The sequence below is a fragment of the Lacibacter sp. H407 genome, from assembly GCF_037892605.1.
GTDB lineage: Bacteria > Bacteroidota > Bacteroidia > Chitinophagales > Chitinophagaceae > Lacibacter.
This window is the reverse complement of sequence record NZ_JBBKTU010000001.1, coordinates 1,121,068-1,145,849: the sequence shown is the minus strand read 5'-3', so window position 1 is coordinate 1,145,849 and position 24,782 is coordinate 1,121,068. Positions and strand designations below refer to the sequence as shown.

At 40.3% G+C, this 24,782-nt stretch carries 20 protein-coding genes; 3 read left to right on the top strand and 17 right to left on the bottom strand.

What is annotated here, in order from left to right:
• Positions 1-12: 12 nt before the first annotated feature.
• The 16 genes from WG989_RS04960 to WG989_RS04885 form a co-directional block, all read right to left on the bottom strand.
• Positions 13-1,458, bottom strand: coding sequence for an amidohydrolase family protein (locus tag WG989_RS04960; protein WP_340427762.1), 1,446 nt, complete (start codon positions 1,456-1,458; stop codon positions 13-15).
• A 42-nt stretch (positions 1,459-1,500) separates the two neighbouring features.
• The gene (locus WG989_RS04955; protein ID WP_340427760.1) at positions 1,501-1,947 is read right to left on the bottom strand and encodes a YybH family protein; all 447 of its coding nucleotides are present in this window, start codon (positions 1,945-1,947) and stop codon (positions 1,501-1,503) included.
• 41 nt (positions 1,948-1,988) lie between these two features.
• The gene (locus tag WG989_RS04950; RefSeq protein ID WP_340427759.1) at positions 1,989-3,326 is read right to left on the bottom strand and encodes an APC family permease; all 1,338 of its coding nucleotides are present in this window, start codon (positions 3,324-3,326) and stop codon (positions 1,989-1,991) included.
• Between the two features lie 33 nt (positions 3,327-3,359).
• On the bottom strand, positions 3,360-4,505 hold the full coding sequence (locus tag WG989_RS04945; protein WP_340427758.1) for a serine hydrolase domain-containing protein: 1,146 nt from the start codon (positions 4,503-4,505) through the stop codon (positions 3,360-3,362).
• Positions 4,506-4,721: 216 nt separating this feature from the next.
• Entirely contained in the window at positions 4,722-6,200 is a 1,479-nt protein-coding gene (locus WG989_RS04940) for a M28 family metallopeptidase (RefSeq protein WP_340427757.1), read from the bottom strand.
• Positions 6,201-6,205: 5 nt separating this feature from the next.
• Entirely contained in the window at positions 6,206-7,057 is an 852-nt protein-coding gene (locus WG989_RS04935; RefSeq protein ID WP_340427756.1) for a sterol desaturase family protein, read from the bottom strand.
• A 9-nt stretch (positions 7,058-7,066) separates the two neighbouring features.
• Positions 7,067-8,317 carry a DUF418 domain-containing protein gene (locus WG989_RS04930; protein WP_340427755.1) on the bottom strand — a complete coding sequence of 417 codons (1,251 nt, stop codon included), beginning with the start codon at positions 8,315-8,317 and terminating at the stop codon, positions 7,067-7,069.
• A gap of 115 nt (positions 8,318-8,432) precedes the next feature.
• Positions 8,433-9,320 carry a dioxygenase family protein gene (locus WG989_RS04925; RefSeq protein ID WP_340427754.1) on the bottom strand — a complete coding sequence of 296 codons (888 nt, stop codon included), beginning with the start codon at positions 9,318-9,320 and terminating at the stop codon, positions 8,433-8,435.
• Between the two features lie 82 nt (positions 9,321-9,402).
• The gene (locus WG989_RS04920; protein ID WP_340427753.1) at positions 9,403-10,590 is read right to left on the bottom strand and encodes an acetyltransferase domain-containing protein; all 1,188 of its coding nucleotides are present in this window, start codon (positions 10,588-10,590) and stop codon (positions 9,403-9,405) included.
• Between the two features lie 19 nt (positions 10,591-10,609).
• Positions 10,610-11,092, bottom strand: coding sequence for a lipocalin-like domain-containing protein (locus tag WG989_RS04915; RefSeq protein ID WP_340427752.1), 483 nt, complete (start codon positions 11,090-11,092; stop codon positions 10,610-10,612).
• A 214-nt stretch (positions 11,093-11,306) separates the two neighbouring features.
• Complete coding sequence (locus tag WG989_RS04910; protein ID WP_340427751.1) at positions 11,307-11,948, bottom strand: DUF2306 domain-containing protein; 642 nt, start codon at positions 11,946-11,948, stop codon at positions 11,307-11,309.
• Positions 11,949-12,062: 114 nt separating this feature from the next.
• Positions 12,063-13,103 carry a DUF3500 domain-containing protein gene (locus WG989_RS04905; protein WP_340427750.1) on the bottom strand — a complete coding sequence of 347 codons (1,041 nt, stop codon included), beginning with the start codon at positions 13,101-13,103 and terminating at the stop codon, positions 12,063-12,065.
• A gap of 81 nt (positions 13,104-13,184) precedes the next feature.
• Positions 13,185-14,633, bottom strand: coding sequence for a flavin monoamine oxidase family protein (locus WG989_RS04900; RefSeq protein WP_340427749.1), 1,449 nt, complete (start codon positions 14,631-14,633; stop codon positions 13,185-13,187).
• Between the two features lie 18 nt (positions 14,634-14,651).
• A complete protein-coding gene (locus tag WG989_RS04895; RefSeq protein ID WP_340427748.1) occupies positions 14,652-15,404 on the bottom strand; it encodes a hypothetical protein in 753 nt (250 codons plus the stop codon).
• Between the two features lie 74 nt (positions 15,405-15,478).
• Positions 15,479-16,654, bottom strand: coding sequence for an acetyltransferase domain-containing protein (locus WG989_RS04890; protein ID WP_340427747.1), 1,176 nt, complete (start codon positions 16,652-16,654; stop codon positions 15,479-15,481).
• Between the two features lie 216 nt (positions 16,655-16,870).
• The gene (locus WG989_RS04885; protein ID WP_340427746.1) at positions 16,871-17,611 is read right to left on the bottom strand and encodes a hypothetical protein; all 741 of its coding nucleotides are present in this window, start codon (positions 17,609-17,611) and stop codon (positions 16,871-16,873) included.
• Positions 17,612-17,837: 226 nt separating this feature from the next.
• Here WG989_RS04885 and WG989_RS04880 point away from each other — a divergent pair, with 226 nt between their 5' ends.
• Complete coding sequence (locus WG989_RS04880; protein ID WP_340427745.1) at positions 17,838-21,965, top strand: hybrid sensor histidine kinase/response regulator transcription factor; 4,128 nt, start codon at positions 17,838-17,840, stop codon at positions 21,963-21,965.
• A gap of 255 nt (positions 21,966-22,220) precedes the next feature.
• Here the strand turns inward: WG989_RS04880 and WG989_RS04875 are convergent, their stop codons facing one another.
• Positions 22,221-23,366 (bottom strand): dipeptidase, encoded by a 1,146-nt coding sequence (locus WG989_RS04875; RefSeq protein ID WP_340427744.1) that lies wholly within the window; start codon positions 23,364-23,366, stop codon positions 22,221-22,223.
• Between the two features lie 83 nt (positions 23,367-23,449).
• Here WG989_RS04875 and WG989_RS04870 point away from each other — a divergent pair, with 83 nt between their 5' ends.
• Together WG989_RS04870 and ric are read left to right on the top strand one after the other, a co-directional pair.
• Complete coding sequence (locus tag WG989_RS04870; protein WP_340427743.1) at positions 23,450-23,923, top strand: GNAT family N-acetyltransferase; 474 nt, start codon at positions 23,450-23,452, stop codon at positions 23,921-23,923.
• A gap of 115 nt (positions 23,924-24,038) precedes the next feature.
• Entirely contained in the window at positions 24,039-24,776 is a 738-nt protein-coding gene (gene ric / locus WG989_RS04865) for an iron-sulfur cluster repair di-iron protein (RefSeq protein WP_340427742.1), read from the top strand.
• The last annotated feature ends 6 nt before the right edge of the window (positions 24,777-24,782 follow it).

Below are 24,782 nucleotides of genomic sequence, written 5' to 3'. Positions count from 1 at the left end.
ATTGTTTTTAGTTTAATTAAATCCTACTTTTCCTTTTACAGATTCGAATAATTTTTTTGAGTTATAGCCGATGCCGTTTCTGAATACAAAAAGAATTTTCCGCAGATCATGAATATCTTTTGATGGGTCTCCGTTAATAATTAAGAGATCAGCAGACTTACCGGGTTCAATAGTTCCTATTGTTTGATTTAATTCTAAAGCAATGCTTCCATTTTGTGTAGCAATCTTAATTGCTTCCAGCGGTGTGAAGCCGGCAACTTCAACTAATAATTCGATGGCACGCCAATTACCATAACCTGCAAGGATGCCGCCATTACCGGTTGGATCAGTACCAACAGTAAGTAAGCCACCCATTTCGTAAAACAGTTTTTCCATTTTGGCAGTAGTGGCAAATGCTTTATCGTATGGAGTTGGACCTTTCGCCGATTTGATGGTTGCCAATCTTTGCAGATAATAATCTCTTGTATCAGGCGACATCGCATGGAGCGATTCCTGGTTGGGCAGCGGCTGTGTGGTAGTAGATCCTTCGAATACAGCTAGCGATGAAGTAATGCTTACTTTTTTATCAATCAAAAACTGAATGAATTGTTTTACGCTGTCACTTTTAATAGTAAGATTACCCAAGGACATGATCGCTGCACCGGGAGCTGGTGGTTCATTTTCTTTTTTACCAACGACAAAATCTGTACTGGCCATAAAGCCATGTTCCAGATGATCCATACCCAGTGAAGCTGCTTCTTTATAGGTAACAACATCCAGATGGCCAGTGATTTTCAACTTTCGTTTATGTGCTGCATCTATCGCTGCTTTTAATGTGGGCTTATCAACACCCATGTATGCTTTAAACGAAGTAAATCCCTGGTCGGCCCAATAGTTAACAAAAGCTGCTGCATCGGCTGCTGATTTATTGTCTTTCATTTGTGGAAAGCGGGGTGACTTTCCTTCAATGTAAGGAGCCGTCAATTCAATACTTGGGCCGGGAAATATACCAAGATCAATATCTTTTTTTATACGCAAATCGGAGTAAGGTTCAATGCTGCCACATGTTCTGATGGTAGTAGCACCTGCTGCGAGGTAAAGCCTTGGAAAACTAAAAGGCAATTGTTTTAAATTAAGATAACGGGCTTCGATTGAAGCTGCTGATATGTACATATGCTCATGCATCATTACCAAACCCGGCATAATTGTTTTACCATTCAGATCAATGACGTTGGCAGCTTTTGGAATGATGGCTTTATCATCATCACCTACCCAATCAATTTTTCCTTTGCTGATGATAACTGTTTGATGAGGTTTAGCTGCATTGCCTTTCCCATCAATCAGCAAACAGTTTATGAAAACTATTACGGAGTCGTTGTACTCAATATATTTTTTTGTTTCATCGCTGAATTTAAGTTGTGAAAATGCTGGGCCTGTCAGCATGAAAGCAATTACAAGAAAGGAAATGGTTATTCGCATAAATGTTAGTTGAGAATTTGTATGATAAGCGGGCTGTTGATTTTAACTTCTTTTAATGAGTGTGGAATGAAGATGCTTTACTTTCCATTGGTTACGTTCTTTTATCAGCACTACTGTTTCAAGCCATTGTAATGTTGCCTGTTTCCCATCTCTCATTATTACTGATTGCAGACGATAATTAACCAATGCCATCTTGTTGTCTACAGTTGTATGAATAAACTCGAATGTGTTTGTACGTGCAAATTCTTTTGCCGTGTTTAGTGTAATCGCTTTCAGAATCAGCGTGTCGATGGTCCACACCCCGCCATATTCATACAATGTAATATCTGATGTACTCATTGCTTTCAGGTTTACAGAGTCACGATTAGATAAGGCGTCAAAAAATTTTACAACGGTTTGCTGTACGGCCTCTTGTTCTTTAATACTATTTTGAGCAGATGTAATTACTGACAGCAGTAATAAAACAAGCAGGAGGTTTATTTTTTGCATGATGCGGAATTGTTTTGTCTGTCTTTTTTATAATGAACTTGTTAGTCTTTCAAACCACTGTTCTCTTTATTCTGCTTCTTCTTTTTTACCTGTTTCATAGTGAAATAGATAATTGAGAGTACGATCATAAACAGGCCAATGCCTGTAAGTTCATTTCTGGTTAAATTGGATAGCAACCAAATAATACCGGCAGCAGCCAACAATGGAACAATGATGCCACCGGGTACACGAAATGTTTTTTCGGTTGTTGTGGTCTCTTTTCTCCGGAGCTTTACTGAGGACAATACAACGCCCAGATAGATGATCAATAAAGCTGCGCTTGCAATAGTGGCTAATTGCTTGAAGCCACCGGAGATGGCGAGTATCAATCCCAACGACGCATAAAATACAATGGCAACATGTGGTGTAAAGTAACGGTCATGAACTTTCGCCAATGGCTTAGGCAGTAGTCCATCTCTTGCGCCGGCAAATAAGATCCGCGGAATAGAAAGTATTTCACCACCCAATGCACCGAGCATCGAAAGCGCACTGGCTGCAATAATGATAATGGCTCCCCATTTACCAAATGCAATACCCGCAACTGCCGCAAGTGGAGCATCTTTATGTGCCGTAACAGTTGCACCGAGAACACCGTGCGTTACCAACTGAATGGAGATGTATAAAAGTAATACCGCCGTAATACCGAAAAATATTCCAAGAGGAACGGTACGTTTTGGATTTTTAATTTCTCCGCCGTTGCTTAACGGACCATCTAAACCAATGAAAGCAAAAAATAAAAGTAAGGATGCAGCACCGAGATTGCTGAAGGTTGGTTCGATCGTCCAACGTAAATTTTCGGGTGATAAAAATGCTGCTCCTGCAACAACTACTGCAATGAGTGGAATTAATTTTCCCAGTGTTGCAAACTCGATCAACCGCACACCGTTTTTTACACTGCGGATATTGATCAACGCAATGCTGCCAAAAACAAACACGAGTAATGCAGCCCGGTAGATCTCGTTACTCAAGAAAGGAAAAAAATATTTCAACGTATCAACCAATGCGTTCGCAATGGCTGCGTCTGATACAATGCATCCTCCCAGCCAATAGATATTGTTCGCTAAAAATCCTGCATAAGGACCAAATGCATTTTCAATATAACTATACACGCCACCGCTTACAGAAGTTTTAGAACCTACTTCGGCAAAGCAAAGACCAATCAAAAAGATCAGTGCACCACAAACCAGGTAAGCAAGAATAGCAGCAGCACCAAGATCTTCCGCAATAATAGCCGGAATAATAAAGATGCCGGAACCTGCTGTGATATTCAGAATTGCTAATGTGAGTGACCGTACGCCGATTTCTCGTTTTAAATTTTCTTTTTTTGAAACCGGGTTCATGTGGTTGGGTTCAGTGTTGCTATTGTTTGGAAATTATTTCGCTTCGATCGATTTAATAACGAGGCTCAGCATTTCTGCCACCTTACTGTCATCCATCCATCGGGTAACAACTACAAGGTCATGTTCTTTATCGATGATGATATAGTTGCCGCCAAAACCATTTGCATAATATACTTTGGTTGAAATGCCTTTCCAGTTCTGTTCTGTGTTGAGCCACCACAGGTAACCGTAATTTTTATTTGCTGATGATGGTTGTATTGCAGCGTTGATCCATTTTTCAGAAAGCAGTTGTTGATTTTTCCATTTGCCGTTTCGCAGAAACAACAAACCAAACCGTGCGTGATCCAATGTATTAATAAAGATGCCGCCGCCATGATGTCCGCCGCCACTTACTGATTGCATCGTTAAGCCATCAAGTGTTACAAATGAATTTTCATAACCAAACCAACGCCATGTAGTAGATGCACCAATGGGATCCATGATCTTTTCTTTGAACACAACCGGCAATGGTTTACGCCAAACCTGCAACAACGAATAGGCAAGGAGATTTACACGTACATCATTGTATTCATAATTGGTTCCGGGTTCAAGCAGCTTGCGGTTTTTCCAATCATCAATTGTTCCTTCTCTTGGTGGACGGTCGGCCCAGTCATCTAAACCAAAAAGTCTGCCATTCCAATCACTTGATTGTGTAAGTAAATGATCCCAGGTAACTTTTGAATTGTGTGGCCCTTCAAATAATTCGCCCCATACATATTGACCAACTTTATCATTTACATTTTTAATGAGGCCTTGATCAACAGCTAAGCCTGCAACAGTGGAGAGATAACTTTTCGTTACACTAAACGTCATATCAACTCTGTTTACATCGCCCCATTGTGCAACGATGTATCCGTTCCTGATCACAAGCCCGGCAGGCCCGCCTCTTTCTTTCATTGGCCCGATCATTTTATATCCCGGTTCACGTGAATAAGATTTCATATTGGCAATACGCAAGTCCCGTTCAACTTTGTTTTCACTTTTCAATGCGAAGCTTACTGCACTGTCGATCCAAACTTTATTCATCTTTAACTCTTCGGGTTTTTTTGTTTGCCAATCGGCATCGGGGAAATAAGTTTGTTGTGCATGAATCGTGGACGTATTCAAACCTATCAAAAGGAGCAATATTATTTTTCTCATAATTTCTATTTTCATTTCTTTAGTTCAAACTTATGGTTGTTAACAATAACCTCGTTCTATTTCTGCTTGTGGACTTTGTGCCTTCTTCGTGTTCTTTGTGTTACTCTTAATTAGAATGATCTTAGTTGCACAAATCACACAAAGATTTTCACGAAGGGCACAACGTATGTTACGATTCCAATGTTGCTATTGTTTCTTATTCTGCTCTTCAAAGTATTACCGCTCCAATTTGAAATTGGGTACTCTGTCCGGTCGTTGTGTTGTATTCGCTGCTTTCCATCCGGTACGATACATCCATTCGGTCACTTTTTTCAGTTTAGCGTAATCAATATTTGCCGCATTATCTTTTGGTGTATGATAATCTACATGCAGCAGTGTAGTGTACATGAGTGAAGGAATACCCAACCTTGCATAGGGTAGATGATCGCTTCTGAAAAACCAGTATTCAGGATGTTCCACTTTATCCCAAAGTGTATCTAACTTAAACTTCGGCCCCTCGTTATTCGCATCCAATACCATTTGTGTGAGTTCGTTTGATGTACGATGTGGTGGTTGTATACCTAAAACGGTGGCACTATCCGGATGGTTTCTGCCAATCATATCTCCATTTAAAACCGCTACAATATTTTGAATGGGTACCGTTGGATGCGATGAATACCACCTTGAGCCTAAAAGCCCACGCTCTTCAGCACCATGGATCACAAACAGTACCGAACGTTTACCAGGATTTTTTTTGAATGCTCGGGCTACAGCAAACATGGCTACATTAACACTGGCATTATCATCTGCTCCGTAATAAATACTGTCTCCATCAATGTTGTTGCGAATGCCATGTGCATCGGTATGGCCGCTGTACAGAACATATTCTTTTGAAAGTACAGGGTCTGTTCCTTCAATAAGGCCCACGAGATTTACAGAAGGATAACTGTAGCGCTCAATAACAATGTTTGCTTTCAGTCGGGCAGTATTGGTTGCAATTTCTTTTTGTGCGGACTTGTGTAGCCAAAGTACCGGTACGGTTGCTGTTACTTTTTCATTGGGTCCTCCTTCTAAATCAAAACTGCCTTCCTTAAAATTTTCTATTGCATCGGGCCATGCTGTTTCGGTTTCTTGATCGGCAAGGAGTATAAGTGCAGCAGCTCCTTTGGCAACGAGAGCATTTCCATATTTTGTCATCATAAACCGTTGATAGCGCCAGCCGGGTAATGACATGTTGTAATTTAGTATGCCCGGTACTGCATCAAAGGCTACGACCTTTCCTTTTACATCAATGTTATTTAAATCAACAGATGAAATACTTCCGAGGTAAACAATCGGTTGATCTAAAGCAACTGCTGCCATTTGTGCAATCGCAACTTCGCTCCACAATGACAAAGAGCGACCATTGATGGATACTCTGCTGACGGAAGCGATCCTGTTGCGCCACATATTAAAATACTGATAGTAAGAATTGTTTTCACCGGCTGGTTTTAGGCCGAGACTTCTGTATTTTTCTGCAACCCAAACAGCGGCATTCAGTTCATTGATGGTACCTGCACCACGGCCTTTAAACCGGGCATCAGCATGTTGATACAAATCGTTTTTTAAATCCGATTGTTTGATAGCAGCCAGACCAGCAACAGGTACTTTCATTCCCGTTTGCGAAAAAGCAGAGCTTGCAACCAGCAGAACAAAAACAAGAGATAGTTTATTCATCATATTTATTTATTCAATTGTGTGATAGCATTGGTATTTTTATTTAGTTCTTCTGACTCAACTCTTTTTATTTCTAAAAACGGACTTTTCATCAAATACCAAAACGTTTGTTTTTTCTCTTCGTCAAATTCTTTCAATCCCAATTTGATCTGTTCAACCGGTTTACTTTTATAGGTACCGAACAGGCGATCCCATAAAATAAAAATGTCGGAGAAGTTTGAATCGGTATAACTCTGATCCTGCTCATGATGCACTTTGTGGATGTTAGGTGTGGTGATCACTAACCCTAAACTTTTATCGAGCCATTTCGGAAAACGAAGATTGGAATGTTGCAGTACAAAGAAAATCATCGTAATAAATAAATACAATCCGAGTGTAAGAAGGTCAAGACCAAAAACAGCAGCCGCAAGAATATTACTACTTCCAAACCAAAGAAAACTTTCCAATGGGTGTCCGCGGAAATTAGTGGATGCATCCATCGTGGTATCGCTGTGGTGTACACGATGGAAACGCCAGAGAAACGGCACCACATGCGACAGGCGGTGAAACCAGTAACTCACCAGATCGAACAATGCAACGCCAACTAATAATTTTAACCAGAGAGGTAGTTGTACCAAATAGAAAAGCCCGATCTGATGATTGTTCAACCACTCAATACTAAATACTGAAACAAACGACCAGAGAATGCCCACGAGGAAAAAGACAACATAGAACAAGCTGTTTTGAAACAGGTGTTGCGGTCTTTTGTCGAACTTGAATTGATTGCCGAGCAATTGTTCGAGTGAATAAAACAGCACCATCAAACCAATTAAGATGTAATTGGGATTGATTGCGAGTAATGAGTTGATAAATTCCATGCTATAGTTTTAAGTATTCAGTTTCTTTTTCAACGGCTGCCATTTTTTATACGTTGCACTTCGCCATAACCATTCAATGGGTCCGTAATTGAAATACTTTAACCATACAGTACTCACGATGATTTGCCCGATAAACACAAGTAATGCAAGCATCGTATAGTAAACGGGGCCTACTTCACGGGCAAGACCCAAACCGGCACCATAGAATACAAGTGTACCAATAATGGAGTGTGTGATGTAATTGGTGAACGCCATTTTGCCAACCGGTTGCAACAAAGCAGTAACTTTTTTACCAATTGCCGTTTGTGCAAACAGAAAAAATAACGATACATAAGCCAACGCTAATGGGGTCACACCCAACGCATAGGCAATGCTTTGATAAACACCTTCTATCTTCAACTGGTAGTATAAACCAGTTTCCATCAGTTTTGATAATTGATAGTTTGCAGGCAGGCCAATAAGCAAACCACCTCCTGCAACCATCCAAAGCAATTGTTTATTCGCAAGGATGGTTTTATAACGATCATTACGCCCCAATAAGTAACCCAGAATAAACATGCCCAACACTTTTAAAGGCCGGCTTTGGAAAATAAGATCACCAAAACGATAAAACACACCAGCCACAAGGCTTTTTAACTGGAAAAAATAATTTTCTGTTTTCAGGTTGATCAAGAACTCGTCAAAAGATTTCGAACCTGTTAAATACGAATCAACTGTTGTACCTGTGCCATAAAGCAAACCTGCAGGCGCCAGCAATACATTCCATTTCATGCGCAGGAAATAAATGAGCACAGGTAAGCATAGCATAACAATAGCGGAGATGAATAATTTCCGGTCGCTCCATTTTCTGATCCATAAAAACACGAAACCCACCAATGCATAAAAGGCAACGATATCGCCCGTCCATAATAACAACAAATGTGCAAGACCAAGCAAGAACATAAACGTTAAACGCCTGCGCATAAACTTTACAGGAGTTAAACCCTTTACTTCGCTTCGTTTCAACTGAATGGCCATACCCCACCCAAACAGCAAACTGAAAATAGAATAGAATTTTCCTTCAATAAAAACATGTTGCCAAAACTGAAATGTTTTATCAAGCGGATGAAAGAAAGGTCCGCTGTTGTTCAACGTAGCATCATAAAACGAAAAGCCTGAACCCAGGTTCGCTATAAAAATTCCCAGAATTGCAATTCCACGAAGCGAATCCATGATACTTATCCGCTCGTTTAATTGCACAGGTATAAATGCTTGTTGCATGGATGTGGTTTTGGTTGGTAGAAGGGGTGAATTTCGTCGATTCGAACGGAGGACATAAGGTAGACAGAAGTTTTGAGGTATGCAAATGCAACAGGCAATCTGTTGCTGTCATTTTTTACTCATTATACTTTAAATACTTTTCACCTGTATAGGTCTTGGTTTGAGTTGTAATAACTGCTTTCGATCCACCATTTGTTAATACCTCAAAACGAACTTTTGGAAATCCAATTCCTCCCTCAAAGCTGTTTTTTCCATTGTACGTTAATCCCGCCATTAATTGACCATTACGTTTCATAAACAAGAGATCATCTTTCTGAATAAACTCAATTTTACTGCCGTCGTCAATACTGTACAGTCCTGTAATCTTATCATACACTTTTTTATCCAGCGGAATTTCTTTACGCATGATCACATTAAAAACAATTTCACTTTCTCCCGATGCATTCTTTGATACATCAAGGATTCGGTTTACAGCCTGTGGAGCAGAAGCCCAGGTGTCCGTTTCAACATACTTGCCACCTTTAAAATAAAGTTGTGTGATCAGGTCCTGTTGACCGGGAACAGACACACGCATGTGTATATGAGCCGGCCGCCAGGATGCTTCGTTATTCGGGTCGGCTTTATAAGGAACGGGTAAAATAGATTTGAATACATATTTCCCATCTGCTTTTGTTTTTTGTGCGCCACGATAGTTGTAGTCGTCAGAAGCATTATCATAAACTTCATGTTCATCGCAATGCCAGATCTCAACGAATGCATTGTTGACGGGTGTTTTTCCATCTTCTTTAAAAATGATTCCTTTTAAAACGATTGGAGCTCCGTTGGAAGCGGGCAATCTTAAATTACTTCGCAATGGTGCACCGGGTCGGTAAAATGGACCAAGTATATCGGTGGTAGTTTCGTTATCGCCTTCAAAATTTTTTCCATTCCAGTTCAACCCTCCGAATGCACTGATGCTGATCACTGTAAGTGATGAGTTTTTGATAAATGTTCTGCGTTGCATAATGATTAGTTTTAGTTGGTTAAGATTTATTATTGCAAGCCTTGTGGTTCGTGTCTTCACGAATCACGGCTGTATTGATTGTTTACAAATAACTCAACCACCATTTTTCTTTATGGGCTTGTTTATAGCGGTCGTACCATTTACACAAAGGGTATAAGCACAATACGATCCCTATCCAAACGATGTATACAATGCCCAATGAAAAGCCGTAACCTTTTAATGTTTGAGTTAACCATAACGGCTCTTTCAATACCCATACCTGCCAGCTGAAACCGGTAAACAATCCGGTTGCTACCAAGGCTGCAGCATGCAACAGGTAAATGTGCAGGATGTAGTAGAACATCGGCACTCTTCCATAAATTGAAATGAATTTTGTAAATGTGTTATTTGCTCTTTCTGTAAATGCAAGGAATAAGACAGAAGGTCCAAGTGTCATTAATGCATATAATAATGAGGGTGGATATTTAGTGGTACTGATAAAATCCAGGAATGTTTTTAAGAAATTGTCTTGTTTACTCCAGGGGCCGGGATCACCATAAAAATTGGCAAAGCGTATACTAATAAATAAGAGTACAGCTCCGCCACCAATATTGAGCAACCATTTTTTTCTTTTTTCTGTACCAAAAGCAGGTGAATACAATGCGCCAAAACAATAACCCAGCATAATAATGCCAATCCATGGTAATACCGGGTAACCTACTAATATATCTTTACCTGCCCATGTAAATAAATTCTGATCATGAACGATTGCCCACGTAAATGCTTTAAATGTATTTCCCTGTACATGAATTCCATCTAAAAGATTATGCCCGGCTAAAATGAGGAGTCCAATGATAAAAATCCATTTTCTTGGTAAATGAACAGCTGCTGCTAAGGCGATCATGCTTAGGCCCAGTACCCAGATAACAATAAAGTAGATGTTGTTAAATGTAATATCAAAGTTCCATCCGAAATTGATAACTGTAAGTTCTAGCAGTATCAGCCATGCTCCCCGTTTAAAGAGAAACATAGACAATTCTTTTTTACTTTTTCGTTCACCTACCAGCGATGCAGATGTACCCGCAAGGAACATAAATACCGGTGCACAGAAATGAGTGATCCATCGGGTAAAAAAAAGTACCGGTGTTGTTTTTTCCAGATCAAGCGGATCGTAAATAAACGCATCGGCATGGAAATAATCTCTTACATGATCCAGTGCCATTATGATCATAACAACACCACGCAAAAGGTCAATTGATGTTATTCTCGATTTCGTTAAGTCTGTTTTCATTAAAAAAATGGTTTAAATATTATTCTACCCTAACCAGTACTCTTCTTGTTCGGATGTTATCGCCTATGATTGCTGTATCGCCTTTTAGTTGAATTTGCCTGGGCTGTTCTGTATCGGTATAGAAAGGAAGCGTTCCTCCTTTTACATGATGGATCACTTGTCCCTTTGCAGGTTCGTATGTGTACGTACCAAAGTATCCGAAAGAATGACTGCTGAAAAATTCATGAAAATTGATCGTGTAATTTTTTGATCCTTCCTCCGTCATTTTAAGTGGCGTATCGCTGGAAACATTAATACTTAATATGCCACCTGGCGAGTAAATAAAATAGCCTCGTGGATTTTTTCCGTAGCGGTTTATCCATGTATTGGAAACAGAATCATAATCAGCAAACTCAACCAATTGCCATATACCCGCAATGCCTTTGGTAGGTTTTGTTTTTTGTGCAGATGAGACAATACATGCAAATTGAAAACAGAGAATAGGCAGAATAAATTTTCTCATGTTACTGGTTTTACTTATTAAGTAATGCTTTGCTGAAGCAAAGTCATTGTCAAACACATAGGGAGTTAAAAGGAAAGCGTACACACTTTTCTCAAGGGGAGATGGATTTGGGAAAGAATCGATGACTTAAATCTAATTCTTAATATGCACATGCCAACGATTTTTGTTACTAATTCTGGCTGTTTTTCGTAAGGCAACAATTGCATTTTATTTATTATTTCTTTTTCCGACTCAAAACAATTTCAGTTATTAATAATGGAATTGCCCAGCAAAACCAAATAATCGTTACGCCTCTTTCTTTAAATTCCGGTATAATAGATTTCACATAAGTTGAATTATTTAAAATGCGGAAAAAGAAAAAAGCCAGCGTTACTACATAGCTTCGTATCATCCATTCCTTATGCTGAACAATGCGACCTCTCCTCACTGATGTATAGGCCATCAATGCCGTAGAAATCCAGGCAAAGGCTAATGCCTCTAAACCAAACGCCCATGCAAAACTTATCTTGTAGCCACTGGTCCACGCTAAATAAGTTGCACTGATGGTACCGGTTAAAATTGCGATCAGATAGATACGCCCCAGCATTCTGTGTATTTTGATATATCTGTTTCTGAATTTCTTCCAGAATTGAAACGGACCAATTAACATGGCTGTAATTCCACTTGAAATATGGAAAAACAAAGGCCATTTATAATCCCAAAACCTGCCATAACTTTCTTTGTTCAGACGTAGGTAGGGTAAAATCTCCTGAAATGTAACTACACCTACATAGAGCGTAAGAAGTAATACAAAGCCTGATTTTACAAACGAAGCTGGCTTGCTTTGATTCATTAAGGGTGATGCGTTATTATTCATTTTAAAAATTGTTGTGTTTAGTACTACTGTTCTGCAAAGTCAACGACGTGTTTTGTTTGTTCGCTATTTATTGAATCTTGATAGTTTAATCTTGAAAAAAACGTATCATCAATTTTATTTGTGGTGATGCTTGCTTATTTTATAATGCTCATTTAGAAGGTCAACTCCAAAATCGCCATTGAAATCACGCCATACAATGTGTATATGATTCGCATTGTGTGTAGTGTTGTCAAACTCAATTAAAAAAGTTTTTCCCTGTATTCTGTAATAATGTGGCACTCCCTTTATTAGACCTCCTGCCCATCCAAATCTTATTTCGCTAAAATCTTCTGATACGATTCGCTTCATTCGCATCTCTGCTATTTCAGTTGGCATAGAAGAAAGATGACAGGCAATTAATTTGTTTAGAATGTTTTTTTGTTGAAGTGTCAGGTCCTTGGCTACAATACCAACAGGGGCGAGAGGTCCAACCTGAATAGCGTTTGTAGTAACAATATCAGTAAATGCTTTTGATTGAAAGATAGCCTGGAGCTTTTGTTCAGCAGTAAGCATATTGATTAACTCAAAGCCAAGATCCTCTTCGTCTTTTATGATTCGCCTTCCTTTATTCTTTCCTTCTTTTATTTCAGCAGGATATACTCCAAAGAAAACCGGAGTGAATGCTAATTGATTGTTTACGATTGTAAAATTTAAAGCGATGTGATGTCCGCTGAATTTCCATCCCCAAACGCTGTCTTTCCCGGGATTTCCATAAAATGCGATGAAATGATTTTCAGGTATCCGGTGTATCATGGTTGGCTCTAACTCTTTTAAATAATACTCGTTATTCATGATGTCCTGCGTTTGTGAAAAACCTTTCTCACTTAAAAAACTTTTAAGTAAGGCATAAACATTTTTCTTTTGCGAGCTATCCAGGTCTTTTAAACAAACGCCTCTTCTTGGAATCAAACTTGGAGGAAGATAATGCCAGTCATATCTTGACATTTCATCAAAAGGAAAAACAGATTTTGTCTTTTGTTCACTGTCGAAGGAATGAATAACTGTTATTGCAGATGAAAAGTCTACAGTATTATGCTGAGCTGTTAAAGTGAAAGGGATCATGAATAGTTGCGAAAGCACAATTGCAAGCAGGATTGTGATTGATTTACTTTTCATTTTGTTCTTTTTTCTTTTTCTATATCTGTGTTTCGTGTCTTCACGAACCCACGGCAGCGTATGCCGGATCAGAATATCCTCTTACACTTCGTTAATCTCCTTTGCTGCACGTGCACCCGATTCAACCGCACCTTCCATACTTCCTGAGTATATAGAAGTATGTTCTCCGGCAAAATGTATACGACCTTCTGGTCGGATGATTTCAGGCAGCCATGAAGTAATTTGGCCGGGAAGAAATAACGAATATGCTCCAAGCGAATAAGGGTCAAGCTGCCAACTCTTTGAAATTCCACCCTCGTAGTAGTCGGAAACGTCAGGGTGAACTTTGCTCATCTGTTCAAGTGTGAATTTTAATCTGTCGTCATTCGACATCTTGTCAAGTTGCAAAGCATCCTGCCCACGTGCATGACCTTCAAGGATAGCTCTTTCTCCTTCTTTTCCTGTTTTGATCATTGGATGTTTTTGTACTTGGCCTATAGGGAGATCAGTCATAGCTGAACCATTCTCTCCATTGTCTTCCCAAAATCTTTTCTTTACTTCCATGAACACACGGGTTGCCGGTGTGTAATGCAGCCCGGCAATGATCTCTTTTTTGAAGGTGGATAAGGAAGGCGAGATATTAATGTTTCGCAAAACTGAAAAAGGAATTGTGCATACAATGCGGTCTGCACGAATGCTTTCTTGCTTACCGGCTGCAGTAACAGTTACTTCTACATTATTGGGGACATTTTTTATACTCACCACCTCAGTATTAAAATGAATTCGTTCTCCCAATCTAATTGCAAATGCAGAGGATAAACGATCAACTCCGCCGGGGAAGCTGTACACATCTTTACTTTTGGCACTCTGTAATACGGGTAACAGATTCGCTGCAGCCGAAGCCAATCCCTGCCGGTCACAATACCAGGTTGTTACACGAATAATTTCCTGAGCACCTGCAGACGCACCATTTTCTGCAACAAGCTGAAGCAATGTCTTGTTGTCAATTGAACGGGCCCAGTTGTACAGTGAATTGGAAATAGATACATCATCCACACCTTCCAGTAAAGGCTGAATGTACCTGTTGGTGATACTATCCTCCCGTTCCTCCGGTTTTAGTTCATAGGGCCAATCTATTTTGCCGTTAACCGGAACAATTCGCTTGCCACGCAAATGATAGACTGTATTTCCTCCAATACTCCGTATAGCAGGGGCTTTCAGCGATTCGTACGGAATATTGAAAAGTTTCACATAACGAAGCAGGTTGAAATAATTATCGTTGAAACTCATAGCGCCGGCTTCAGCTGTTAATCCTGAAGTAAAACCTTCCCGAAGTGTTAGTACACGGCCACCAGACCGATTTCTTGCTTCAATCACGATCACCTCATGACCGGCTTGTACGAGTTCCCATGCGGCAGTTAAACCAGCAAGGCCAGCACCAAGCACAATTACTTTCTTCTTTGTTTTTTGGCCAGATGCAGCTACACTAATCGGCAGCAAAACACCTGCGCTTGCAATAGTGGAAGTTTTTATAAAGTTTCTACGATTCACGAATAACTATTTTATTGACTAACGAAATAAAAAGCTTTCCGCAAACCATTGCCAGGCAGCAGTATTGCCTGCAAAATCAACGATCAAAAAACTAATTACATAAATACCAATCACGATCAATATTGGTTGCAGCGATTGTTTTTTCGAACGTTGGTAAACAGCAAGGGCAAGCAATAGAATGAGTGCGAACAGTTGCGAACTATATTCAACAAAAAAGTTAGGCTCTATATTATTGGCTTTTGCCCAATGACCAATCATGCGGGCTAAAGCAGGATCAATGGAAGTAAATATGGCACCTATCATATACGTTGCATGATGGAGAAACCGTTTGCGATTGGCAATGGCCAGTATGTAAAAGATAACGAGCATAAGAAGGAAAATAATTCCAAGCCGTTGTGAACCGGCTACTCTGTTAAGTACCTCCTCAGTTGTAATGTTCAATTTCCCCGTTGCTACTTCATTTTGAATGCGAAGAAGTATTCGTTCGTAGCGGGCCTGAATAAGCATGTAACCGGATATTACGATTAAGGGAATCAACACATAACTTATTTTGCCAACAATTTTATGAATGCTGGTCTTCTTCCTCATGATCAACCAAGGTTGTACAATACTCATAATTACCCATAAACACATAAAGAAGGTATGAACATGTAGTATCGTTGTTTTGTTATCAGTTATCTTACTCCAATAGCCGGGATAAAAGCCAATGATTACTAAGGGAATAAATAAGAGGAACCATTTTTCAATGTGTGGGAATAAGATTTTTTTCATGTTTTTAGTTGTTTAAAATAACTATTTACCTACCCCGCTCTCAGCCTTGGTTTCACTTATTATAATTTCTTTTTTTACAAATAACTCAGCCACCATTTTTCTTTGTGGGCTTGTTTATAGGCGTCAAATTTTTTGCATAGCGGATAAAGCAATACGATAACCAAAAACCAAATCAGGTAAACGGTTATCAAATTAAAGCCATAACCCGTTAACGCTTCTCCTTTTCTAAAGTGTTTGACTAAAATCATAGACTGCCAGCCAAAACCGGTAAGCTCAGCAGCCAACAGCGCTAATGCATGAATGAGATAAAGATGAATGATGTAGTAAAAAAATGGCACCCGGCCAAATACGCAAAAGAAATTAACGACTTTGCCTTTTAACTTTTCGGCATGGGCAAGAAAAAGAAATGCTCCGCCCAATGTTACCAGCAAATACAACAAAGAAGGTGGATACTTGCTAACGTTGAAAATTGACATCACTGTCTTTACTGTATATCCATAGTTTGTCCACTTCACAGGATCGCCATAAGCATGGATTGTTATCAGAAGAAAGAAAAGTAAAATGCTTCCTAAACCCAGGCCGTTCAAAATTCTCTTCCTTTTGAAGGCGTCAAAACTGTTGTCATATAACGACCCAAAGCAATACCCTAATGACATAACTGCTATCCAGGGTATGATGGGATAGCCAACGAGGATAGCATGAGTTCCATCACTCCAAAGAAGACCAGGTTGATGCAGGAGCGACCAAAGTATATTGTCTTTTATATCAATGCTATCCAACAGGTTGTGCCCGAAAATGATGATAATGCTAAATAGCAGGATGATATTTTTGGGTAGATGAATAAGACCAGCCAATGCAATCATACTCATGCCAAGCACCCATATTACCACTAATCCGGTGCGACTGAATTCAGGGTTAAAAGACCATGCAAAGGATACAATGGTTAGTTCGATAAAAATTAACCAGAGCCCACGTTTAAGTAAGAACACGGATAATTCAGCGGGTGATTTTCTTTTGCCAATCATAAAGGCAGAAAGCCCTGCCAAAAAACTAAATGCGGGTGCACAAAAATGAGTGATGAATCTGGTAAAGAAAATAGCCAGTGTTGTTTGGGTTGGATCGGTAGGATTAAAAAACGGTGCGGAATAATGAAAATAATCCCGCACATGGTCGAGCGCCATGATGACCATTACTAAACCTTTCAACAGGTCAATAGATTCTATTCTGGGTTTTGTTTTGATTTCGTTCATGAAGTTGGTTGGTTGGTTTTAGCAGTTCCTGCCTGCGGTCATGCCTTCGGCTCCCTCACTCACATCACAAAGCATGTAACTGTATGCAGTTACAGAAAATCTGCATTAAAATGTGTGTTCGGTATAAGCGACTTTTTTTGAAAGGATTTTGGAAAAAACAAACCCCACCACTAATCGAAATGATGAGGTTGTTTAACTATCAACATGGAAAAAGGGTTATTTTGAACTGAGGTCTTTGCGCATAAAAAGTAATTCGCTCCAGCTTTCCTGTGTGTACTCGGCTATATCTTTTAGGTACTGTTCATAAGAACCTTCACCGTTTGCAGTTTCATACACTTCTTTAAACGGTTTGCGGAAACCAACAGCCCGTTCCTTCAATCCCTGCTTATACCTTGTTGTTAAGGTATATTGCGATGGGCCGGAAGAACTGCTTACATACACAGCAACAGTTACACCTGAAGCCTCCCATGCTTTTTTTATTTTCTTAAGAATGGCTACCACATTATCATTTTGCCCCGGTTTTGGGTATACATGTGTGATCTGGATCTTCTCAGTAAAATCGCCCAGCGCAATGGTGCTTAACGATTCCTGGTAAACGGAATAGCCGCCGCTCTGCTTGTCAGTTAAATAGACCGCTACATTTTTATTCCAGTCGTTTTGATGTTCGGGACTGATGTCGCCCCTTGCATCTTCACTCTCCCAGCTCTTTGGACCTTCGGTGATATGATATCCGCCAAGATCCGGTCCCGATTGAATGGCAAACACACGCCAATGATTATCGCCGGAATGATATTTTTGGGCATGGTTGGCAACGGCCTTTTCAAATTCTGCGATCTTGTCAATTTTAGGAAATACCCGGTGTGTAGATATTACGTTTTTGGTTTGGCTGATGCCGGCAAAAGAAATCAAGAGCATCAGCAAGCTTGCGCTGAGCTTTGTAACAAGTTTCTGTTTCATACAAATTTGTTTTGGTTTAGGAACAATGTAATAATGGGGTCTCTCAAAGCTCCATTCAAACCAGATTTTTTGTGAGTACAAATCAACCATTCAACTTCAGTTTCTCTTCAATCAACAGGACAAATTGTGCAGCAGCAGGATAAATTCATCATTCTGTGCGGAAACAAGTGCTTTAGCAAAAGACAAGTGCAGTAAAAAATAAGGCTTCGTTTATCTTTATAAGCAAATGCACCCAAGCCACATTACGTCTAAACTGCTGCTGATCCTTTTTGGGGTTTGGCTGGCTGTGCCTGTCTCGGGTCAGTTGAAGTATAAGCAGTTGACCACCTCTCATGGTTTATCGCAAGGTTATGTGTATGATATACTGCAGGATAAAGATGGCTTCATGTGGTTTGGTACCAAAGACGGGCTTAACCGCTACGATGGGTACAGCTTTAAAGTGTACACGTACGACAGCTACGATCCTTACTCTATAAGCAATAACAATGTTTACTGCCTTTTTGAAGACAGTAAAGGCAGGCTTTGGGTAAGTACAGATGATGGCATTAATATTTACGATAAAACCAGTAATCGTTTCCGGCGCATTTTACACAATCCCAAAAATGCCAACAGCCTATCCGGCAATAAAGTTTTTTTACCGGTCATTGAACTGCCTGATGGAAGGTTTCTTGTATTTCCGCAGGAGAAGAGTATAAATGTTATTTCGTTGCCCAATGATTTTCTGGAAAACAATTCCCAACCTGTCATTACACATTTAACGGTACCGGGGGCGCAAAATGTTTCGTGCATGTATATGGACGGCAGTAAAAAAGTCTGGATCATTTCTGATAAGGTTTATGAATTGCTGCCCAACGATCTGTCGCTTGTTTGGCGGAAGAACAGTTTTGCATTTGGCCAAACAGCTCCGGCTGCAGATGGCAGTGTGTGGGCCGATGACTTTTTCTTTAGCCAGGTGCAGGATACCAACGCTTATCCGCTGTTTTCAAAAGATATCGTCAAAGGTCATGGCAGAGTTTTTTTTCACGAAATGGATAAAAAAAGATTTTGGCTGGGCATCACCGATTCGGGCAGGCTGGAAATTTTTGATATTAAAAACTGGAAGCGGGGCAGCCCGGTTGATCCTGAACAAACAAGACTGTATAGTTTTTCAGAAGTAACACCAACAAGAATTTACAAAGACCGTTCGGGGCTTGTTTGGGTGGGCACGAATGGTTACGGCTTGCGCAAGTACAGCAACGAAACGGAAAAATTTCATCATATTGATCGTGGTTTTAGTGTGCGTAAAATAATGGGGTTGCCAAACAACGAGGTTTTTATAAGAGGCTGGGGCGAATTAAAAAGGTTTGATATTGATGGAAAAAATTTATCCGGTAAAGAAGAAAAGCTGTTGTTTGATGGCAGTGATTTTTTTATGGGCAAAGACTTTACCATTTGGGGCTTGCGCCGTAAAAGCGGTTACAGTGCCAATAATTATGATGAAGTAATTGAAAAATTAAACATCGTCACAAAAGTTTCAACTACTTACAAGATCAATGTTAACAGGGAAGAAGAATTGTGGGAACCAAAACTTGAAGACAGCAAAGGCAATATATGGGTTACAGGTCTTGGCGGAATGCTGATTGTATTAAATCCTTTTACAGGAGCGTATAAAAAAATTACAATCAACACCGATGCTGCCAACCCGATGCTGAAAGGTGCACAGATAAATGCTTTGCATGAAGATGCAACCGGTGTGTTTTGGGCGGGAACCGAAAACGGCCTCGCAAAAATTAATTTTCAATTCAGTGCTGCAGCACCGCCAAAAATTACATGGTACAAAACAAACGCTGCTGATAAAACAGCGTTGAACTACAGCCATGTGTCATGCATCATCAATGATGCATTCGACAATACTATTTTGTGGGTGGCAACAAAAGGCGGCGGTCTCAATCGCCTGAATAAAACAACCGATCAATTTACACATATCACTACCAAAGAAGGTCTTTGCAATAATGTGGTGTATGGATTGTTGACTGATGGTGCAGGAAATATTTGGGGCAGTACCAATAATGGTATTTTTTGTTTACTGAATAGTAAGAAAGAAAAACAGGACCAATGGTTGTTCCGGCATTTCACAAAAGCGTCGGGCTTGCAGGACGATGAGTTTAATACAGGCGCTTATGCAAAACTTCCCAACGGAGATCTGGCATTTGGCGGAGTGAACGGACTAAACGTTTTTAATCCGGCAGCCGTTTTGCAAAATGGTATTTCACCAAATGTATTTATCACAAGCGTTTTAGTAGGTAATGAAGTGGTATTGCCCAATGATAAAACCGGACTACTGAAACAGACGATCGAATATGCTCCATCCATTACCTTAAATCACGCACAGGATATTTTAACGCTTGAATTTTCATCGCTTGATTTTACGGCACCCGATCAGAATAAATACCGCTACCAGTTGGTTGGTATTGATAAAGACTGGGTAGAAAGTGGTACAAGACGTAATGCTACATACTTACATCTGCCGGCCGGCAATTATATTTTTAAAGTACAAGCCAGCAACAGTCAGGGTGTATGGAGTGATAAAATAAAAGAACTGCAGATAAGAGTGCTGCCACCTTGGTGGCGAACATGGAAGGCTTATCTTTTTTATGCGCTGTTGATCGGCTTTGCAGCCAGAGCATACTTTTTATTCAGGATCAATAAAGCGAAACTGCAATCGCAATTACATTACGAGCAGCAGGAAGCAAAACGTGTAAAGGAATTAGATACACTGAAAACACAACTGTATGCGAACATCACCCATGAATTCCGCACACCACTTACCGTTATTTTAGGAATGGCACAACAGGTAAAAGAAAAGCCTGAAGAACATCTCGATGGCGGAATGGATATGATCGTTCGCAACGGAAATCATTTACTCAATCTTGTAAATGAAATGCTTGATCTGTCGAAGCTCGAAGATGGAAAGATGACGCTGCATTTGGTTAAAGGTGATGTGATCAATTTTTTAAGATATGTGGTGGAATCATTTCAATCATTGGCTGCAAGTCAGCAAAAACAATTTCACTTTTTAGCGGATGCAGATGAATTGGTGGTTGCGTATGATGCAGAAAAGTTGCGGCAGATCATTACCAATCTTTTATCCAATGCGTTGAAGTTTACTCCGGCAAAGGGCAATGTGTATGTAAGTATTTCGCAGGAAGCAACGGCAGAACCCGGTACTACTGTTGTGGTTTTGAAAGTAAAAGACACCGGTATTGGTATTCCTGAAAATCAGTTGCAGCACATCTTCGATCGTTTTTATCAACTGGATAACAGCCATACACGTAAAGCGGAAGGAACGGGTATTGGACTTGCACTTACCAAAGAACTGGTAAAACTCATGAACGGAACCATTGCTGTTAAAAGTCCGCCGGTTGGTGCAACAAAAGGTACAGAGTTTACCATCACTTTACCCCTGCAAAAAGCAAATGCAGAAGATATTGCAGCAACTGTTCCTGTATTTACAAAAGAACCTGCTATTGAACCTGTTTCTGTACGACGGGAACCTGTTATCATCAACAATGAACATACAACAGCAACCACACCGTTGATCTTACTGGTAGAAGATAATGTAGATGTTGTGGCCTATACTGCCAGTTGCCTGCCCCAATATAAACTGGCGGTTGGTAAAGATGGAAAAGAAGGATTTGAAATTGCTGTTGAAATGATTCCTGATCTGATTATTACTGATGTAATGATGCCGTTCATTGATGGGTTTGAAATGTGCAGGAAACTACGGCAGGATGAACGTACCAGTCATATCCCTATCATTATGCTTACGGCAAAAGCTGATATGCAAAGCAAACTGGAAGGACTGGAAAAAGGTGCAGATGTGTATTTAGAAAAACCGTTTCATAAAGAGGAGTTGTTGCTGCGTATTAAAAAACTATTGGAGCTGCGGAAAAATTTGCAGGAGTATTACAGCAAACAAATGGGCATAGCAGATAATGCTGAAACTATATCAACAGAAGGAACAGAAATTGTTGCAGAAGAAAAAGCCGAGCATGAGTTTGTAAAAAAAGTAAGAGAACTGGTGGAAGCTAATTTCACCAATTATGAATTTAGTGTGGAGCAGTTGTGCAAACTGATCTTTATGAGTCACTCGCAATTGCATCGCAAACTGGAAGCGCTTACCGGTTGTTCGCCCAATAAGTTTATCCGTATCATTCGTTTAAACAAAGCCAAAGAATTATTGGCGAATCCTTCAGTAAGTATTGCGACCATTGCATTGGATTGCGGCTATAACGATCCCGGTTATTTTGCACGGGTATTTAAACAGGAGTTTGGTGTAACACCACAAGATTGGCGGTTAACACTCAGCAAATAAAAAAATACGCACGTGTTACTCAGCAAAAACTTTTCTAACCCCATCGGGGTGAATATGTCAGTAGAGAAAATCAAATGATCAAGATATAGCTCCGTAGGAGCGACATGTTTTTCATTTTATGCAATTATATGCTGCCCCGATGGGGCTTGCTGAATTTTATTTATCCGTTGTTATTGATATTTCGTCTCTCTGAGGCTGTTGCATACATTCAAACTGCTATTTTAATAGAACACAACACGGTAGTCTATTATCAGATCACTGCTTAGTATTTTTCATATTCGCTTCAAACACTCTTATAAAATTACCACCTAATATTTTCCTGATATCTTTCTTACTGTAACCCCGTTCCAATAATGCTTTTGTAATAAGCGGATAATCTTCTACTCCATTTAATTGCAGCGGTGCAGCGGAGATACCGTCAAAATCGCTTCCCATCCCAACATGATCAACACCCACCAGCTTTACAATGTAATCGAGATGATCGATAAGCAGCGCCAGTGACGGACGCATAGCATCCGTGATTGATTTGTATTTTTCGCCCACCATCATGCGTGCATAATCTCGCTGCACATTGTTTTGTACTAATGAATCTACTTCGGCTTTGCGTTGCTGCAGAAACACACCCATCTTCCGTTCATAACTGCTGTCGAGAAAGCCTGCATAAAAATTCAGGAAGATCACGCCACCGGTTTTTGCAATGGCTTTGATCTGCTCATCTTTTAAATTGCGTCGGTGCGGACAAATGGTCCACACACAACTATGCGAAGCAATAATAGGCTTGGTTGAAAGACTTACAATGTCCCAGAATGTTTGTTCACCTGCATGACTGATGTCTACCATCACACCTAATTCATTCATTCGTTTGATAACAGTTCTTCCAAATTCAGTCAAACCCTTTTTTCCTTCGCTGTTAACAGCACCGCCCGGGGTTGTTTCGTCGGCTGCACTCGTAGCCCATGGCGTGGAATTATTCCAGGTAATGGTCATGTACCGCATGCCCCGTTTGTACAATGCTTCGAATTTGGTAAGATCATTTTCAATCATATGCCCACCTTCCACACCCAGCAATGCACCCAGTTTTTTTTGTTTGAGAGCCGTTGTAAGATCGGCTGCTGAATACACCATCATCATCTTTGTTGGATTGCGTTGCACCCATGCATACACACTGTCGATTTCCTGATTGGCATATGCATACGGATCTTTCTGTTCACCATCACAGAAAATGGAAAACATCTGTGCATCCAGTCCGCCTTTGAACATACGGTTAAGATCGGAATGTGTTTTACCACGCAGATCGGTATCAAACACTGCTTTTTTCTCAATGGCAGACGAAGGAATATCATTGTGTGTATCAATCAGCACAGCCGATTTGTGAATGCGTTGATGTTTCTGTGCCTGCATGCAACAGGGAATTAACAGAAAGCATAGAATTCGTAGCAGCATAAGCAGTGAAAGGTTGTAAGTTTGCAGTTAAGATATAACAAATGACGGAGTTAATTTATATACAGCAGGAAGGGTGGTTATTGGATGAGGTACGAAAGCTGTTTAAAGAATATGAGCAGGAGCTGGACGAAGATCTTTGCTTTCAGAATATTGATGATGAAATAAAATTTCCACTGCGCAAGTATGGTCCGCCAAGAGGGGTATTGTACATTGCCAAATGGAACAGCGAAGTAGCAGGCTGTATTGCGTTGGCACCGTTGGTGGAACGTGGCGCCTGTGAGATGAAACGGTTGTATGTGCGTCCGCATTACCGCAAACACAAAATCGGTAAAGTTTTAGTTGAGCAATTATTGAAAGATGCTGTACAGCTGGGCTATACCAAAATGAAACTCGACACACTGGAAAAACTGCAACCCGCCATACGGCTCTATCAGCAGATCGGTTTCCTGGAATCAACGGCTTATTACACCAACCCACTCGACGGTGTGGTGTACATGGAAAAAAGCCTGGTGTAAATTTCCCTTTCTTCAACGCTTTGTAATGGTTTCGTAAAACCTTCACTTTATGATTTGCCTCATAAAGCGGGGCTGCGAACGGCAGTAGTTTCGTTGCAACAAATTCAATCAAATCATGAATGCAACAAACGAAAGAACCGTGGCCGAACTCGTAACCGAAGATTACCGTACGGCCGATGTGTTTAAAAAATTCGGCATCGACTTTTGCTGTGGCGGTAAAGTAACTGTAGAAGAGATCTGTGTAAAAAAGAATATCTCTTACGATCAGTTGACGGAAGAACTGAATCGCATTGGTGAATCAGTACAAACAACCGATACAAATTTCAACGAGTGGTCGCTGGATAAACTGGCGAATTATATTGTAGAGAAACATCATGGTTATGTAACCGGTAATCTCGAACTCATCCGCCAATATGCCAACAAAGTTGCATTGGTACACGGAGCCCATCGTCCGGAAACAAAAGCCATTGCACGTTTGTACAACGAAGTAGCCGATGAGCTGGCGCATCATCTCGAAAAAGAAGAGATCATCTTATTTCCCTATGTAAACCAACTGGCAGCCGCCAAACGAAACAACGTAAAAATTCAGGCACCGCATTTCGGTACTGTAAAAAATCCCATTACCATGATGGAAGCCGAGCATGAATTTGCCGGCGATCATTTTCATCAAATTGCTACGCTCAGCGATCAGTACACGGCACCGCCGGAAGCCTGCAACACCTATCGTGTGTTATATGCCAAGCTGAAAGAGTTTGAAGATGATCTGCACACGCATATTCATCTGGAGAATAATATTCTCTTCCCGAAAGCAAAGCAACTGGAGCAGGAAGTAGTTGCACAGGCGCATTTGTAAAAAAGT